Origin of the sequence: Bacillus sp. JJ864, from assembly GCF_036963045.1 — a bacterium.
Taxonomy (GTDB): Bacteria; Bacillota; Bacilli; order Bacillales; family Bacillaceae_G; genus Bacillus_A; species Bacillus_A pseudomycoides_C.
This window is the reverse complement of the sequence record NZ_JBALLY010000182.1, coordinates 246-16340: the sequence shown is the minus strand read 5'-3', so window position 1 is coordinate 16340 and position 16095 is coordinate 246. Positions and strand designations below refer to the sequence as shown.

At 34.7% G+C, this 16095-nt stretch carries 14 protein-coding genes; 12 read left to right on the top strand and 2 right to left on the bottom strand.

Annotated features, from left to right (window positions below; genetic code table 11):
- The 8 genes from V7024_RS22035 to V7024_RS22000 all read left to right on the top strand — a co-directional run.
- A partial coding sequence (locus V7024_RS22035) for an alanine dehydrogenase (RefSeq protein ID WP_335523930.1) occupies positions 1-958 on the top strand: 958 nt, incomplete at its 5' end.
- A gap of 54 nt (positions 959-1012) precedes the next feature.
- Entirely contained in the window at positions 1013-2011 is a 999-nt protein-coding gene (gene tdcB, locus V7024_RS22030) for a bifunctional threonine ammonia-lyase/L-serine ammonia-lyase TdcB (protein ID WP_335523927.1), read from the top strand.
- 110 nt (positions 2012-2121) lie between these two features.
- Positions 2122-3537 carry an amino acid permease gene (locus tag V7024_RS22025; protein WP_335523932.1) on the top strand — a complete coding sequence of 472 codons (1416 nt, stop codon included), beginning with the start codon at positions 2122-2124 and terminating at the stop codon, positions 3535-3537.
- Positions 3538-4083: 546 nt separating this feature from the next.
- Positions 4084-4803 carry a YebC/PmpR family DNA-binding transcriptional regulator gene (locus tag V7024_RS22020; RefSeq protein WP_335523925.1) on the top strand — a complete coding sequence of 240 codons (720 nt, stop codon included), beginning with the start codon at positions 4084-4086 and terminating at the stop codon, positions 4801-4803.
- 147 nt (positions 4804-4950) lie between these two features.
- The gene (gene pepT / locus V7024_RS22015) at positions 4951-6183 is read left to right on the top strand and encodes a peptidase T (protein WP_335523923.1); all 1233 of its coding nucleotides are present in this window, start codon (positions 4951-4953) and stop codon (positions 6181-6183) included.
- A gap of 287 nt (positions 6184-6470) precedes the next feature.
- Positions 6471-6776 carry a hypothetical protein gene (locus V7024_RS22010; RefSeq protein ID WP_335523921.1) on the top strand — a complete coding sequence of 102 codons (306 nt, stop codon included), beginning with the start codon at positions 6471-6473 and terminating at the stop codon, positions 6774-6776.
- A gap of 363 nt (positions 6777-7139) precedes the next feature.
- On the top strand, positions 7140-7688 hold the full coding sequence (locus tag V7024_RS22005) for a DUF420 domain-containing protein (protein ID WP_438824499.1): 549 nt from the start codon (positions 7140-7142) through the stop codon (positions 7686-7688).
- A gap of 113 nt (positions 7689-7801) precedes the next feature.
- Positions 7802-8965, top strand: coding sequence for an iron-containing alcohol dehydrogenase (locus V7024_RS22000; RefSeq protein WP_335523917.1), 1164 nt, complete (start codon positions 7802-7804; stop codon positions 8963-8965).
- 44 nt (positions 8966-9009) lie between these two features.
- Here V7024_RS22000 and V7024_RS21995 read toward each other — a convergent pair whose 3' ends face one another.
- Both V7024_RS21995 and V7024_RS21990 read right to left on the bottom strand, forming a co-directional pair.
- Positions 9010-9591, bottom strand: a complete 582-nt coding sequence (locus V7024_RS21995; RefSeq protein WP_335523916.1) for a hypothetical protein — start codon at positions 9589-9591, stop codon at positions 9010-9012.
- A 21-nt stretch (positions 9592-9612) separates the two neighbouring features.
- Positions 9613-10143, bottom strand: coding sequence for a hypothetical protein (locus tag V7024_RS21990; RefSeq protein WP_335523914.1), 531 nt, complete (start codon positions 10141-10143; stop codon positions 9613-9615).
- Positions 10144-10369: 226 nt separating this feature from the next.
- Here V7024_RS21990 and V7024_RS21985 point away from each other — a divergent pair, with 226 nt between their 5' ends.
- The 4 genes from V7024_RS21985 to V7024_RS21970 form a co-directional block, all read left to right on the top strand.
- Complete coding sequence (locus tag V7024_RS21985; protein WP_335523912.1) at positions 10370-11287, top strand: DUF6385 domain-containing protein; 918 nt, start codon at positions 10370-10372, stop codon at positions 11285-11287.
- 118 nt (positions 11288-11405) lie between these two features.
- Entirely contained in the window at positions 11406-13367 is a 1962-nt protein-coding gene (locus V7024_RS21980) for a glycosyltransferase family 2 protein (protein ID WP_335523910.1), read from the top strand.
- On the top strand, positions 13364-14992 hold the full coding sequence (locus V7024_RS21975) for a tetratricopeptide repeat-containing glycosyltransferase family 2 protein (protein WP_335523908.1): 1629 nt from the start codon (positions 13364-13366) through the stop codon (positions 14990-14992). Before V7024_RS21980 ends, V7024_RS21975 begins: the two co-directional genes overlap by 4 nt.
- A 12-nt stretch (positions 14993-15004) precedes the next feature.
- Positions 15005-16095 (top strand): glycosyltransferase family 2 protein (locus V7024_RS21970; RefSeq protein WP_335523906.1); only part of this gene is annotated, 1091 nt, incomplete at its 3' end.

Genomic DNA, 16095 nt, shown 5'->3' with positions numbered 1-16095 from the left:
AAATACAGGTGCTATTTTAGTTAATCAAGAGCAAGCCTGGGATGTTGATATGGTAGTAAAAGTAAAAGAACCTTTAGCGGAAGAGTATAAATATTTTAAGAAAGACTTAATTGTTTGGGGATTTTTACATCTAGCAGCTTCCAAAGAGTGTGTGGAAGCGATGAGAAAAGCGGGAACAACTGCTATTGCTGGAGAAACAATTAGTGAAAATGGCGTTTTAACATTATTAAAACCGATGAGTGCAATTGCTGGGCGCCGAGCAGTGTTTATGGGAGCTTATTATTTAGAAAAGCAACATGAAGGAGAAGGAATTTTATTATCAGGAATAGAGGGTATTCCTGCTGGTAATGTTGTGATTTTAGGCGGAGGTAACGCTGCAATTAATGCATGTGATATGGCTGTTGGAATCGGTTGCCACGTAACAATTTTAGAGTTAAATAAAACACAAATTGCTTATTTACAAGAAAAATATGCAAATGCTCCAGTTGAAGTTATGGAATCTAATACTGAAAACTTAGAGAAAACAATTAAAAATGCAGATTTATTTATTTCAACTATTTTAATTCCGGGTGCTAGACCACCAAAAATTGTGAAAGAGTATATGGTTCAGTCTATGAAACCAGGAAGTGTTATTGTTGATATTGCAATCGACCAAGGCGGAACAGTTGAAACAATTGATCACTATACAACACATAATGATCCTATATTTATTAAGCACGATGTCATCCATTATGCTGTACCAAATATGCCTGGGGCAACCCCACGTACTTCTACTATGGCGTTAGCGAATGGAAATATCGATTATTTATTAGCAATTGCTAACGATGGTTTAGAAGAGACTCTTCAAAACAAACCTGCATTAGTACATGGTGTTAATATTTATAAAGGAACCATTACTTATGAAAATTTAGGAACAACGTTAGGGTTAGATTATAAACAATTGAAAGAAGTCTTATAAAAATTTAGGAACAACGTTAGGGTTAAAATATAAACAATTGAAAGAAGTGTTAATATGATTACGAAAACTTTGTCACTAAATATTGTTGATATAAAAAATGCCAAACAAGTTCTTGATAGAAACGCACGTAAAACACCGCTTGTTAAATCCTTTTATTTAACAAGTAAAACAGGTGGGGAAATATACTTAAAATTAGAAAATATGCAATTAACAGGATCATTTAAATTTCGCGGGGCATTCAATAAAATTTCTAATTTAACAGATGAAGAAAGAGCTCGTGGTGTTATTGCTTGTTCAGCTGGTAATCACGCGCAAGGTGTTGCGTTATCTTCACATTTACTTGGAATTAAAAGTAAAATTGTAATGCCAACTTCTGCTCCAAAAGCGAAAGTTGAAGCAACAAAAGGATATGGTTCAGAAGTTATTTTATATGGTGATACGTTTGATGATGCAAAAGCAAAATGTGAAGAAATTATAAAAGAAACGGGAGAAACATATTTACATCCATATGATGATGTAGAAGTAATGGCAGGTCAAGGAACGATTGGTCTCGATATTCTTGATGATATGTGGGACGTTGATACTGTCATTGTACCGATTGGCGGCGGCGGAATTATTGCTGGAATCGCGGTAGCCCTGAAATCTTTTAATCCTTCTATTAATGTAATTGGTGTTCAAGCTGATAATGTTCATGGAATGAAAGCTTCATATGATAAAGGCGAAATTATAGAGCATTATGTAGCACCTACTATCGCTGATGGGTGCGCAGTAAAAATTCCAGGAAACTTAACTTTTGAAATCGTGAAAGAATTAGTAGATGACATTGTAACTGTATCAGAAGATGAATTAGAAGTAGCTATGAAAGATTTATTACAACGTGGAAAAGCTGTAGTAGAAGGTGCGGGAGCATTAGCGACAGCTGCACTTCTTGCAGGTAAAGTTGATTCCTATATTAAAGGAAAAAAAGTAGCAGCGATTATTTCTGGTGGAAACGTTGATTTAACTCGTATTTCTAGCGTATGTGAGCATTTCTTTGCAAATGAAGTAAAGTAATGATCTGAAAATTGTTAAATAAAAACCGAGACTGAGAAATAGGTTCATAGAACACGGGAAGAGCTAAGAGAGACCCTCTTAGCTTTTCTTAATATAAGGGGGTAAGTAAGATAGTTAATTTATTTAAAAAGAAATCTGTTACCCAGTTGTTAAGAGAAAGTCAAAGTAAAACTTTAACGAAATCATTAGGCGCGTTTGATCTAACAATGTTAGGTATTGGTGCGATAATTGGCACAGGAGTTCTTGTGCTCACTGGATTAGTTGCGGCAAGAGATGCTGGGCCTGCGGTAATTTTTTCATTTATGATTGCAGCAATTGTTTGTGGATTTGCAGCTTTATGCTATGCCGAAATTGCTTCTACACTTCCTGTATCAGGTAGTGTATACACGTATTCATATGTAACAATTGGAGAGTTTGTAGCACATTTAATGGGATGGACGTTACTATCCGTATACGTCGTAACAACAGCAGCAGTAGCTGGTGGATGGACGGGGTATTTTCACAACTTAATAAGTGGATTTGGATTAGAAATACCGAAAGCATTGTTAACAATCCCATCACAGGGCGGTATTGTGAATTTGCCAGCAGTAATGATTACGCTTGCACTAACATGGTTATTATCACGTGGGACGAAAGAAAGTAAACGTGTGAACAATGCAATGGTGTTAATTAAACTTAGTATTGTTGTATTATTTATTGCTGTTGGTGTGTTTTATGTAAAACCAGCAAACTGGATTCCATTTGCACCGTATGGCTTAAGTGGTGTTTTTGCAGGCGGAGCGGCTGTGTTTTTTGCTTTTTTAGGATTTGATGCGCTGGCAACTTCAGCAGAAGAAGTGAAAAATCCACAGCGCGATTTACCGATTGGTATTATTGCATCACTCGCTATTTGTACAGTCATTTATATTGCAGTTTGCCTTGTTATGACAGGAATGGTCTCGTACAAAGAATTAAATGTACCGGAAGCGATGGCTTATGTATTAGAAGTTGTGGGACAAGATAAAGTGGCTGGTGTGATTGCAATTGGGGCCGTAATTGGTATTATGGCTGTAATTTTTGCATACATCTATGCGACAACACGTGTATTTTTCGCGATGAGTCGTGATGGTTTACTTCCAAAATCATTTGCGAAAATTAATGAAAAAACAGAAGCACCAGTATTTACAACATGGTTAACAGGAATCGGAAGTGCTTTAATTGCTGGATTTATCGATTTAAAAGAGTTATCAAATTTAGCGAATATTGGAGCACTATTAACATTTGCGATGGTCAGTGTATCTGTAATAATTCTTCGTAAAACGCACCCAAAACTACAGCGTGGATTTATGGTTCCGCTTGTGCCAGTTTTACCGATTATTTCAATTGTATGTTGTGTATTTCTAATGATTAATCTACCTTTCACAACGTGGTTATATTTTGGAATTTGGTTAGTAATCGGAGCATTTGTATACTTCGCGTATTCAAAAAAGCATAGTCATATAAGTGAAGAGAATACTTCAGAAAATAGATTTGAAGAAATGAGTTGAAGAGAAGAATTGCTTGTATAATTTATGTGATTTCATACAGAATCGATATTTTGAATATATTACTATTTTTAAAAGGTTGTTTAAGCTTTGCTGTATGAAGATATGTCATAATAATTTGAAAATTGAACTATCGCTCGAAACACCTTCAAAAAGTTTAATGGAGTTGGTAGTATACATCAATATATAAATCCATTTTAATTTTACGGCATTTGAGTTGCTACTAGGGAGAAAAAAGTGCCTTGCACTCGTTTTCTCTCTTTGTTTTAACCATTGTCTGTGGCAGGAAAAGGCCCTGACTGTTATTACTATGCATGGCCAGATGCTCTTGCCCAAGAGGGTTTATATTTATATAGATAAGAATCATTTGTCTTTCTTTGATTATTAAACTTGTAATAAGGTATAATATAATGTAGTGAATAAATGTGACATCTTCAATTTGTCTTTTTTGTTAACAATGTGAAATATAATGAAAAAAAGTTGAAGAAACAGCATATTTTATATTACTATTTTTATGTAGATTCAAAGTTGAAAGAGAGTGGAACAAGTATGGGACGTAAGTGGAACAATATTAAAGACAAAAAAGCGTCAAAAGATGCAAATACGAGTCGTATTTATGCGAAGTTTGGACGTGAAATTTATGTAGCAGCAAAACAAGGGGAACCAGATCCAGAATCTAACCAGACTTTAAGAGTTGTACTTGAACGTGCAAAAACGTACAACGTACCGAAAACAATCATTGACCGTGCGATTGAAAAAGCAAAAGGCGGTTCAGAAGAAACCTATGATGAACTTCGCTATGAAGGCTTTGGACCAAATGGATCAATGGTAATCGTAGATACATTAACTAATAACGTGAACCGTACTGCAGCAGATGTACGTGCTGCATTTAGCAAAAATGCTGGTAACATGGGAGTAAACGGATCGGTAGCGTATATGTTTGATGCAACGGCTGTTATTGGTCTTGAAGGTAAAACAGCAGATGAAGCACTTGAAATCTTAATGGAAGCAGATGTAGATGTGCGTGACATCTTGGAAGAAGAGGAAGCAGTTATTGTTTACGCGGAACCGGATCAATTCCATGCAGTGCAAGAAGCATTTAAAAATGCTGGTATAACTGAATATACAGTTGCAGAACTAACAATGCTTGCACAAAATGAAGTAGAACTTCCAGAAGATGCACAAGTGAAATTTGAAAAAATGATTGATGCATTAGAAGATTTAGAAGATGTTCAACAAGTGTACCACAATGTTGATTTAGGTGAGTAATATTAGAAAAGCAGGCCTTTGTTTTGGAACAAAGGCCTGCTTTTTTTGATTGTTCATTGAAATTTAAAAGATGCAATGAAAAGAAATAAAAAAACGTGTAACAAAGGTTTATAATATATACAGATAGACAAAAAGGAGTGAAGTAGCATGAAACAAGAAATTATCGAACGCTTTACAAGATATGTTAAGGTGGATACGCAATCTGATGCAGAAAGTCATACTGTTCCATCAACGCCTGGCCAAATTAAGTTTGCAAAGCAATTAGTAGAAGAATTAAAAGAGCTTGGATTATCAGAAGTAACGATGGATGAAAATGGCTACGTCATGGCGACACTTCCTGCGAATACGGACAAGCAAATTCCTGTAATTGGTTTTTTAGCTCACTTAGATACAGCAACAGATTTTACAGGGAAAAATGTGAAGCCACAAATTCATGAAAATTTTGATGGTAAGGCAATTACGTTAAATAAGGAGCTAGGTGTTGTATTAACCCCAGAATTATTTCCAGAGCTCCCGTCTTATCAAGGGCATACATTAATTACAACAGATGGAACAACACTTCTTGGTGCAGATGATAAAGCAGGCATTACAGAAATTATGACGGCAATGAATTATTTATTACATAATCCACAAATAAAACACGGGAAAATTAGAGTAGCATTCACACCTGATGAAGAAATTGGCCGCGGTCCAGCTCATTTTGATGTAGAAGCTTTTGGAGCTTCATTTGCATATACAATGGATGGAGGTCCGCTAGGTGGATTAGAATATGAAAGCTTTAACGCTGCTGGTGCCAAGCTTACTTTCAAAGGGAATAGTACTCATCCAGGAACAGCTAAAAATAAAATGGTAAATGCCAATAAGCTCGCAATGGAATTCCATGGGCAACTACCAGTAGAAGAAGCACCGGAATATACAGAGGGATACGAAGGGTTTTATCACCTTATTTCTATGAATGGTGATGTTGAGCGAAGTCAGTCTACTTACATTATTCGTGATTTTGATCGCGAACATTTTAATACTAGAAAAGAGAACATAGCAGCTATTACAAAACAAATGCAAGAGAAATATGGTTTAGAAAATATCATACTTGAGATGAATGATCAGTATTACAATATGCTTGAAAAGATTGAACCGGTGAAAGAGATTGTTGATATTGCATATGAGGCAATGAAAAATCTTGATATCGAACCGAATATTCAACCGATTCGCGGAGGAACTGACGGTTCGCAGTTATCGTATATGGGTTTACCGACACCAAATATTTTTACGGGCGGGGAAAACTACCATGGTAAATTTGAATATGTGTCTGTAGATAACATGGAAAAAGCGGTTCAAGTTATTATTGAAACTGCACGATTATTTGAAGAGAAAGCTTAATAAAGCATAAACCCGGGTAGTGAAATGGTTCCTATTCGGGTTTTTATATTTTTGTTAGTTTTTAAATCTACTGTTATTTACCCATCCATTTTCTCAACGTAAACAGTTGTTTTTTGTTATAATTTTGATTAATTGATTTCCAATTACAATCAGAAGGGCAGATGGATTTTTCCTTTTTATCACCTTCCATTATATGTAATCATTATTACCACAGTGTATATAAAATATTTTTCTTGACTTTTTATACGAATATTAGGAAAATAGTAAAAAAGAAAGGAGGGGTAACGTTGGAGGAATATGTGCTAGATATATATAATTTTTTGTATACGACTGATTGGGAAGATATCATGTCAATTGTAAGCATATTATTATGTATTCAATTCCTATTTTTATACGGGAATATGAATAGTGCTAATTTTTCTTCAACGTCCCCGTCCGACGTCCAAGGAGAAATATCACAAAGCAAGACAAATTTGAAGCATGTATATTTCCCAATCATTATTATGCTCTTTATTCGTTATATTACTGCTGTTGTAAAGAAAAAAGAAGGAGACGACCACTATCATCCGATTTGTCATCTGAATTTTAAATGAATGATACAAGGAGGAGATTCGTATGTGGATTCGTTTCGTATTAATTGGTTTCTTTTCAGTAACAGCAATGTCTTTGATTGGTTTTCAATTAACTGAGATCTTTCAAGCATATAGCGATATGTTTTTTAATAAAAACTAAAAGCAGAAGCTATGGTTTGAAATTTGTAGTGTGAAACGATACAATCCTTCTTAAGAAGTCAAAGACTTAAGGAGGATTGTTTATTTTTTGCTACTTGTGAATGAAAAGATTATCAACGCTGGAAGCTTCACATTACATGATTATTTCAAACATTTGTCACATTTATACTGTTAATAATATGTTAAAATAATGAAGCTACTATATATTTTAAGAAGAATGAGGGAGTGAACAATTTGACTGATGGTTCTGTGAAACAGAAGAGCTATGCTCCTGTTGTAATAACGCTTTCTGTGATCGTCAATGCGATTATTTTATTTTTGTTTTTTGGATCGGTTGGATACAAAGGAGAAGTACATTTTGATGTAACAATTTTGCCACTTATTAATGCGATTTGTAATAGTTTTACATTCGTGTTTTTACTAGCAGCGTTGTTCTCAATCATTAAAAAGAATGTGAAGCTACATAGAGGATTTATTCTTGCCGCATTTACAACAACATTGCTATTTTGCGTTTCGTATTTGACGTATCATTATTTAGCGCCAGCAACGCATTTTGGTGGAGAAGGAATCATTAAATATGTATATTTCTTTATTTTAATTACACATATTTTCCTTGCTGCTATTATTGTGCCGCTTGCATTATTTTCTTTAGTGTACGGATTTACAAACCAATTGACTCGCCATCGTAAAATTGTACGTTGGACAATGCCAATTTGGTTATATGTAAGCCTTACTGGAGTTATCGTATACTTAATGATTTCACCTTATTATTAAAAGAGTCTCAGTTTCAGCTGAGACTCTTTTTTGCATAAGCAAATTTTTTTATAAAAAGCTAAATATATGATATATAAAAGAATAGTTACTTTTATCTAGAAAGGATGAAGTGTATGCAAAACTTTGTGTTTCGTAATCCGACAAAGCTTATTTTTGGAAAAGGTCAATTAGAACAATTGAAACTAGAAATACCTCAATACGGGAAAAAGGTGTTACTCGTATATGGTGGTGGAAGTATTAAACAAAATGGGATTTATGATCATGTGATATCTATGTTAAAAGAAATAGATGCAGAAATTTTTGAGTTGAGTGGTGTAGAACCTAATCCACGTTTATCAACAGTAAATAAAGGGATTCAAATTTGTAAAGAAAATGATGTCGAATTTATATTAGCTGTGGGCGGTGGAAGCGTAATTGATTGCACGAAAGCGATTGCGGCTGGCAGCAAGTATGATGGAGATGCGTGGGATCTTGTTACGAAAAAAGCGATCGCAAATGAAGCATTACCTTTTGGAACAGTGTTAACTTTAGCTGCAACAGGTTCTGAAATGAATGCAGGTTCGGTTATTACAAATTGGGAAACAAATGAGAAGTATGGCTGGGGGAGTCCAGTCACATTTCCGCAATTTTCGATTTTAGATCCAAATCACACAATATCTGTACCACGCAACCAAACCATTTACGGTATTGTTGATATTATGTCGCATGTACTTGAGCAATATTTTCACCAAGGCACAAATACGGCATTGCAGGACCGCTATTGTGAATCTATTTTACAAACGGTTATTGAGACAGCTCCGAAACTGCTAAATGATTTAGAAAGTTATGAGCATCGAGAAACAATTTTATATTGTGGTACAATGGCGCTAAATGGTATTTTGGCGATGGGCGTACGAGGAGACTGGGCAACACATAACATTGAGCATGCTGTTTCAGCAGTGTACGATATTCCGCATGGCGGTGGTTTAGCGATATTATTCCCAAATTGGATGCAACATGTTTTACATGAAAATGTAGATCGTTTTAAACAATTTGCGATTCGAGTGTTTCATGTTCAAACAGAAGATAAAGCGGATGTTGACATAGCGTTAGAAGGAATTGAAGCATTGCGTCAATTTTGGACATCTATTGGAGCACCATCTCGTTTAGCAAATTATGAAATTGGTGAAGAACAAATTGATGTTATGGCAGAAAAAGCAATGGCATATGGTGAGTTCGGACAGTTTAAAAAATTAAATAAACAAGATGTTGTAAAGATTTATCAAGCATCGTTATAAATAAACAAAAAACACTTCTTCTCTAGAGAGGTGTTTTTTGTTTGTTAGTATTCCCACCAAGATATATTCGCATTTGTAGAAAGTACACCAGCTACTGATAAGGAAGCATTTATTGTAATAGAAATACTTTTACTAGGGGGGACAATAATGCTACCTGTATAGTCAATAAAAAATTGTCCAGGTTGTAATGGAAGATTCATAAAAGTTGTTCCGCCGCTTACTGCTGATGTTGATGAACGAGCAGTCATAACGCTTGTGTTTGAGCTTTGTAAATTTGCATTAAATGGAGTCAAAGTAGTTGGAGATGTCAGGGTTCCTCCTTGAATGAGCTGCATACTAGCCGTGAAGCTTGAGAGTAAACTTAAAGAAACACCTGTGCCTCCAGAGATCGAGGAAACATATAGTGTTTTCCCGCTCCCGCTTGGATTGGAAATTTGTAATGTAATGATGACACTACCACCCAAAATGCCAAGTGACTGCGAATTTGTAGCAGTAGTAAAAAAGAAAACGCCGCTTTTACTGGCGCTATTTTCAGGGGAGGAAACGACACCGGGGTTGTTGAATGTATTGATGGATTTAGTAGAAACAGGATTATTAACATTATCAAATACATAATAGTTACTCATTTCGTTACACCTCCTATATCACTAATATTCCCACCACATAATATTTGCAGAAGCGGTGAGAGAACCAGTTCCTACAGTAGCAGTAAGTGTCGTATTCGGTGGAACAATGATTCCCCCATTAATATCAATAGAAAATAGACCAGCTGTAACAAGAAGGGAGAGAATGGTTTGTGGACTGCCTCCAAGTGTACCTGTATTTGTTTTTGTAGTCATAACGCTTGTATTTGAACTACCAATGTATGTATTCACTGGTGTCGGAGTGGAACCTCCAGAAATTGTACCTCCAGAATAAATATTGACAGTTGCCGCAGCAGTTGTCCCTCCAGAAATCCGAGAAACATACATCGTTTTCCCACTTCCAGATGGGTTTGATACTTGAATTAGTAAATTTTGACTGCTTGCAACACTTGTATTAAATGGAAGGGTGTATACAATTTGAGATTTAGTGGCATCTCCCTCAGGGGTAGAACTAATTGCTGGAGCTGTATATGTATTGGTTAGAAGTGAATATAAATAATTATTGGGGGTGTTAAAAACGAAATAATTTGGCATCTTTTTTCTCTCCGGTTCCATTTAAAATCATTTTTTTGTTATGTGGAAACATCAATATTATTTCTATATGTTTGTGTAAGAGAAGTTATGATTTTAAAAAAACTTCTCGAAACCGCCGAATAAATGTAAAAAAAATTTTACGCATACATGCTTTTTGTAAGTTGCAATATATATTTTTACACATATGTTATGTGTATGCGAATTATTTTTAGGGGAGGGGAGTCATGTGCCAAATTATAATACTTTTAATTTAAATCCAGCAGAATTTCAAACGAGTATTTACGGACAAGATGGGACAGGTACATTACGACCTGTATTAACAGATACGGCCGGCAGGGTTGAAGTAGTTGGGAATTTATCTGTTACTTCAATAGAAAGTGCAACAGTGACAACGATATTAGGTGGAACGTTAAATGTAGTAGACCAAGTAACGACAGTAAATGCGATAAATGGAGCAACAGTGACAACAATCCAGGGTGGAACGTTAAACGTAGTCAATCAAGTGACCACAGTAAATGCAATAAACGGAGCAACGGTAACGACAATCCAAGGTGGGACATTAAACGTAGTCAATCAAGTGACGACAGTAAATGCGATAAACGGAGCAACAGTGACAACAATTGAAGGTGGAACGTTAGACGTAGTCAAGACAGTTAATGCATTAAACGGAGCAACAGTGACAACAATTCAGGGTGGAACATTAAATGTAGTGAATACAGTAAGTACAGTAAATGCAGTAAATGGAGCAACGGTGACGACAATCCAAGGTGGAACGTTAAATACAGTTAATCAAGTAACAACAGTTGTTGCAATTTCACAGCAAAATTTTGTTGAAAGTAACGCTCTTAATATTCCAGTTACTACGACAAGCTACACACCGATACCAAGTGCAACACTTTCAAGGGTCACAGAATATTATGATATATATACTTATTTTGTCAAAAATCAAACTGGGAACACCGTTAATATTTTATTAGAAATTAGTCCTAATGATACAGATTATTATCCGGATACAGAAATTACTAATATAGTAAATACAGTTGTTCCGGTAACACCGAAATATTTTATGAAGTATACACGTGTTTCATATAAGGTAACGAGCGGTAGCAGTACAATTGATGTTTGGTTTAATGCACAAGGATAAAGTGAAACTTCCATCAGTAGGAAAAAGAGGGGAATCCCTCTTTTTCTATTTTATGGGCTTAAATATGACTAATACATGCTTTTGCTTTCATACCTTAATGGTAAGGAGGGGGTATGTAGTGAATAAAGTAAAGCTATCGGTCAATATCATTGTCAAAAATGCTGCTGATACGATTGAACAATGTTTACATAGCGTTGCATCATGGGTAGATGAAATTGTAATTGTTGATACTGGCTCTACAGATGAGACACTTATGAAAATTAAACGGTATAACGTAAAATTAGTTGAGGCGACATGGAAAGATAGTTTTAGCGAAGCAAGAAATATAGCAATTAATCATTCAACTGGAGATTGGATTTTAGTATTGGATGCAGATGAAATATATACCGCTACTGAAGCTGAGACAAGGCGATATATACAAACAGATGTTGTTCAAGGGTATTGGGTTGAAGTAAAGAATATGACAGACACATATAATAGTACGTATCATCGTGCGTTGCGGTTGTTTCGAAATGATCAACGATTTCGATTTAAAGGTCGTATACATGAACAAATTTTAATGACAATTGTAGAAAGTTTTTCATTAGAACATATACAAGAAAGTCAATTGACTATTACACACTACGGATATACTGAGCAGCACATACAGAAGTTTTCTAAAGTAAGCAGGAATATGAAATTATTAGAGATGGCAATTTCGGAAGGATTCATGACCGCTTTTTATATGTATAATCTTGGAGTTGAATATTTACGGCTTGGAAATTATGAAAAAAGTGAAGATTTGTTTGAATTGTGTTTGGCGAAAGAGAAAGAGAACGCTTCGTATTTGCATACATTATATTACTACCTAATTTTAACTAAAAAGGCACTTAAAAAAAGTTCTGAAGCACTATTATTACTAGAGGAAGCGCTTCAAAAATATGAAGATTATATGGACTTGTATATATTACAAATTCAAATCTTATATGAACAAGGGCTCTATAATCAGGCATTCAAAGTAATTGAAAAGGTACAAACATATACGAATCATTCATCACGTTATGTGTCTGAAAGAGAAAATTTACACCATATCGTATCTTTTTATCGCGGGGAGATTCATCGTAAAAATAGAAATGACGTTGCTGCATTACGCGATTATTGTGCAACGATTGCTTTGCAACCGTATTTTCAAGAAGTGTACCAGGCTATTGTTGAGATGTGTTTACAAAGTGCCGATTATACATTATCACAAGCGATAAAAAGAGTGTTGAAAGCAGGAGCAGAGAAAGAGCTTCTTATTAGTATTTTACAAGAATATGGAGCTCATGATAGGATTCTTGATTTATATAAAGAATATGAATCTTTTTCTCAGAAAGATTTATTTGTGCAAAATGAGTGCTACATAAGGAAAGGACAATTAGAGCGAGCGCTGTTAATACAAAATTATGTGTTAAACATTGGTCCAGTATTAACAGTAGAAGAAAAGAATAGGTGGTTAGTAGATCACTTTCTTACGTATATAGCTAAAGGAGAAGAAGCGCCTCCTGTTATACGTGAACAATACGGTTATTCCTTTTCTATTTACGATGTAAGTACGTGGCGTAATGATGAAAAAAAGAAGGTTAAACACTTTATCGAAAGGTGTCTTCAGCTTCAACTTCTATCTGCTTGTGAATCTATTCTTGAAAGTGCAGATGATATAGAATTGACAATTCATTATGCGAAAAGTTTGTATAAAGAAGGCTATATTGAACGAGCCGGACATTTATTTTATAAATTAATGAAAGAAGAAGAGTACGACGAAGAAATATTGTTTTATATGGGAGAGATGCTCTTTCGTAATAAGCAGTATGCACATGCGATCACGCAATTAGAAAGAATTTTAGAATATAATCCGTACCATGAAAAGGCTAGAATAGCAGCTGCACATGCGTATTTATATGAGACTTATGAGCGTTTGCAAAATATAAAAGAAGGTGTTTCGAATCGTTCTTTTCTTAACCGGCAACTTTCTACTGTTATGCAATCATTACAAGCGATAGATGAGAAGGAGTGGATGACAGATAGAACGTTTGTACAAAGGAGGAATTATCATTTATGAGTCTCATTTCATTTTGTATGATTTGTAAGGATGAAGAGAAAAGGATTGAGGCTTGTTTAAAAAGTATTGTGGATATTGTAGATGAAATTATTGTTGTTGATACAGGGTCTATAGACCGGACAGTAGAAATTGCAGAACGTTACGCAACGAAAATCCTTCATTTTGTATGGAATGATGATTTTTCAGCTGCTCGTAATTATGCATTAGAGCATGCAACGGGGGAATGGATTTTATTTTTGGATGCAGATGAAGAATTAGATGAGCATACCGCACCGTTATTACGCTCCCTTGCTAATGAAAATAAACATCCGGCATATTTTCTACAAATTGTTAATCATATATCTAATAAGGGAGAGATGGTTGTAGAAACATGTCCTGTATTACGTTTTTTTCGGAATGATAACCGAATTCGTTTTACAGGTGAGGTGCACGAACAAATTGGTGGTGCGATTGCGGAAGAATATCATAATGAGTCAGTTGCTTATACACAAATTCAAATTCACCATTATGGATATTTAGAAGAAATTGTTCAAGAAAAAAAGAAAAAAGAACGTAATATGACGCTAGTCTTAAAACAAGTAAGGAGAGAACCAGATAACCCTTTTCATCATTATAACTTAGCTGGTGAGTATATACGTGTAGGAAGCCTAGAAGATGCGTTGTTTCATTTGCGAAAGGTAAAGGAGCTTTGTGATGTTAGTCATATGGGATTTGGGCCTTTAACAGTAAAAAGGGAAATTTTCACACTATATAGCTTGAATAGAAAAAAAGAGGTATTGAATGTATGTCGCAAAGAAAATAAACGCTTTCCTTATTTTCCAGATTTACTATTTTTGTGGGGGCGTGTTGCAGCTGAGATTGGTTTATTTGCAGAAGCTATTCGTATATATCGCATCATTGTATCTATAACAGAAGTTCCATTGCATTATACAATGGACGAAGGAATTATTAAGAAGAAGGCGCCGTTTGAACTTGCAAAGTTACTGGAAAGAAAAAATCGAAAAGAAGCGCTTGCATTGTATAAGAATGTTTTACAACATGATTCCCAGCAAAGAGAAGTATTAGAAAGGATAATGGCATTGCTAGAAAGTATAGAAGAAGTGGAAGATATATTTCAAACGTTTCATTATTGGGACGATTTACCCTTATTACAAAAAACATGTGAAATGTTCTTTCAACAGCAAAAAAATTCGCTAATTCTTTATATATATGAAAGAGGAAATTTATCAAACGACTTACTGTATGACATGGCTGCATATATGGAGCATCGTACGATTCATCAATCTATTATAACAGCGTTTCATGATTGGGTAGAAAATAAACAATTAAGAATGAAAAATAAGACGCATGTTTTTATATCTTTTTTACGAACAGGTGAATGGCTTGATGACATATTTCCAAGCGAAGAAGACTGGTTATGTATTCAATATGGCTTTCAATTAGCCTTACAAAAAGAAAATCACCATAAACTATGGCAAATCACATCATTGTGGCGTTACTTTATATCAACTGTGAATGGGAAAGAGGAACAGATATATAGGCAATATGTATATAGTTTACATATTGCGAAAATTCCGGAGGTATATATAAATAAACGAGTTTCTATACAACCAATTTATAAATAAAAGGATCAGATGATGATGCAACCTTCAAATGTAACGTTATGTATGATTGTTTGTGATGAGGAAAAGGATTTGCCCATTTGTTTAGAATCAGTAAAAGGTATTGTAAGAGAAATTGTGATCGTTGATACAGGATCGCAAGATTGTACAGTAAATATTGCAAGAAAGTATGGTGCAATTGTAGTTGAACATAAATGGGAAAATAATTTTGCCAAGGCAAGAAATGCTGGATTAATGTATGCAACGAGTGACTGGATACTTGTGTTAGATGCAGATGAAACATTGCATGTAGAAAAACAATATTTACAATCGTTATTAACTGAAGGTATGCGTGCATATTATGTGAAAATTAAAAGCTATTACGGAAAGAAAAAGGATATAACTCGTTATATGGTGGACTATTGTTGTCGACTGTTTAAAAATGAACCTTTTCTTACGTATAGAGGTGCTATTCATGAAGATATAACCTATGCATTTTCACAAGAACAAATCCAATTTACGAACATTATGATTGAACATAGCGGGTATTTAGAAGAGGAAGTATATCGAAAGGAAAAAGAAAGCAGAAATATGAAAATTCTAAAGCAAACGTTGGAAAAACGCTGTGATGATGCGTATATGCAATATGCATATGCAACGGAATTTTTTCAACATGAGAAATATAAGGAAGCATTACTTGTATATGTGCCACTTTTATTTGCTTGTGAACAAGAAGCTTTTTTTTCTGATTTAGTTATAAAAACAATATATAGCTATATGGGCTGTATGCAGTATGAGAATGTTTTAAAATTGATAGAACAATATCAAGATAGGTATTTGGATTTCCCAGATTTTTTTTATGCTAAATCTATAATTCTTTTAAAAATGAACAAATATACAGAGGCAGAGAAAGCGATAAATCATTGCCTGGAAACATGCGAACATGAACATTACTATTCAACTTCTTCAGAGGTTGGCAAGGAGTCGTGTTTGTTGCTACTAGCACTTGTAGCGGAGCGAAAGTATGCCTTTAAAGAAGTGCAGGAATATTATAAGCAATTAGTTGCACATTCAAATCATGAAGATTTGAAATATAGATATTTAAAAATATTGTGCATTACTTCCAC

Coding starts and splice junctions, on each gene's coding strand:
- pepT (WP_335523923.1), top strand. CDS start 4,951: ATGAAACAAGAAATTATCGAACGCTTTACAAGATATGTTAAGGTGGAT.
- tdcB (WP_335523927.1), top strand. CDS start 1,013: ATGATTACGAAAACTTTGTCACTAAATATTGTTGATATAAAAAATGCC.
- V7024_RS21975 (WP_335523908.1), top strand. CDS start 13,364: ATGAGTCTCATTTCATTTTGTATGATTTGTAAGGATGAAGAGAAAAGG.
- V7024_RS21990 (WP_335523914.1), bottom strand. CDS start 10,143: ATGCCAAATTATTTCGTTTTTAACACCCCCAATAATTATTTATATTCA.
- V7024_RS22020 (WP_335523925.1), top strand. CDS start 4,084: ATGGGACGTAAGTGGAACAATATTAAAGACAAAAAAGCGTCAAAAGAT.
- V7024_RS21995 (WP_335523916.1), bottom strand. CDS start 9,591: ATGAGTAACTATTATGTATTTGATAATGTTAATAATCCTGTTTCTACT.
- V7024_RS22000 (WP_335523917.1), top strand. CDS start 7,802: ATGCAAAACTTTGTGTTTCGTAATCCGACAAAGCTTATTTTTGGAAAA.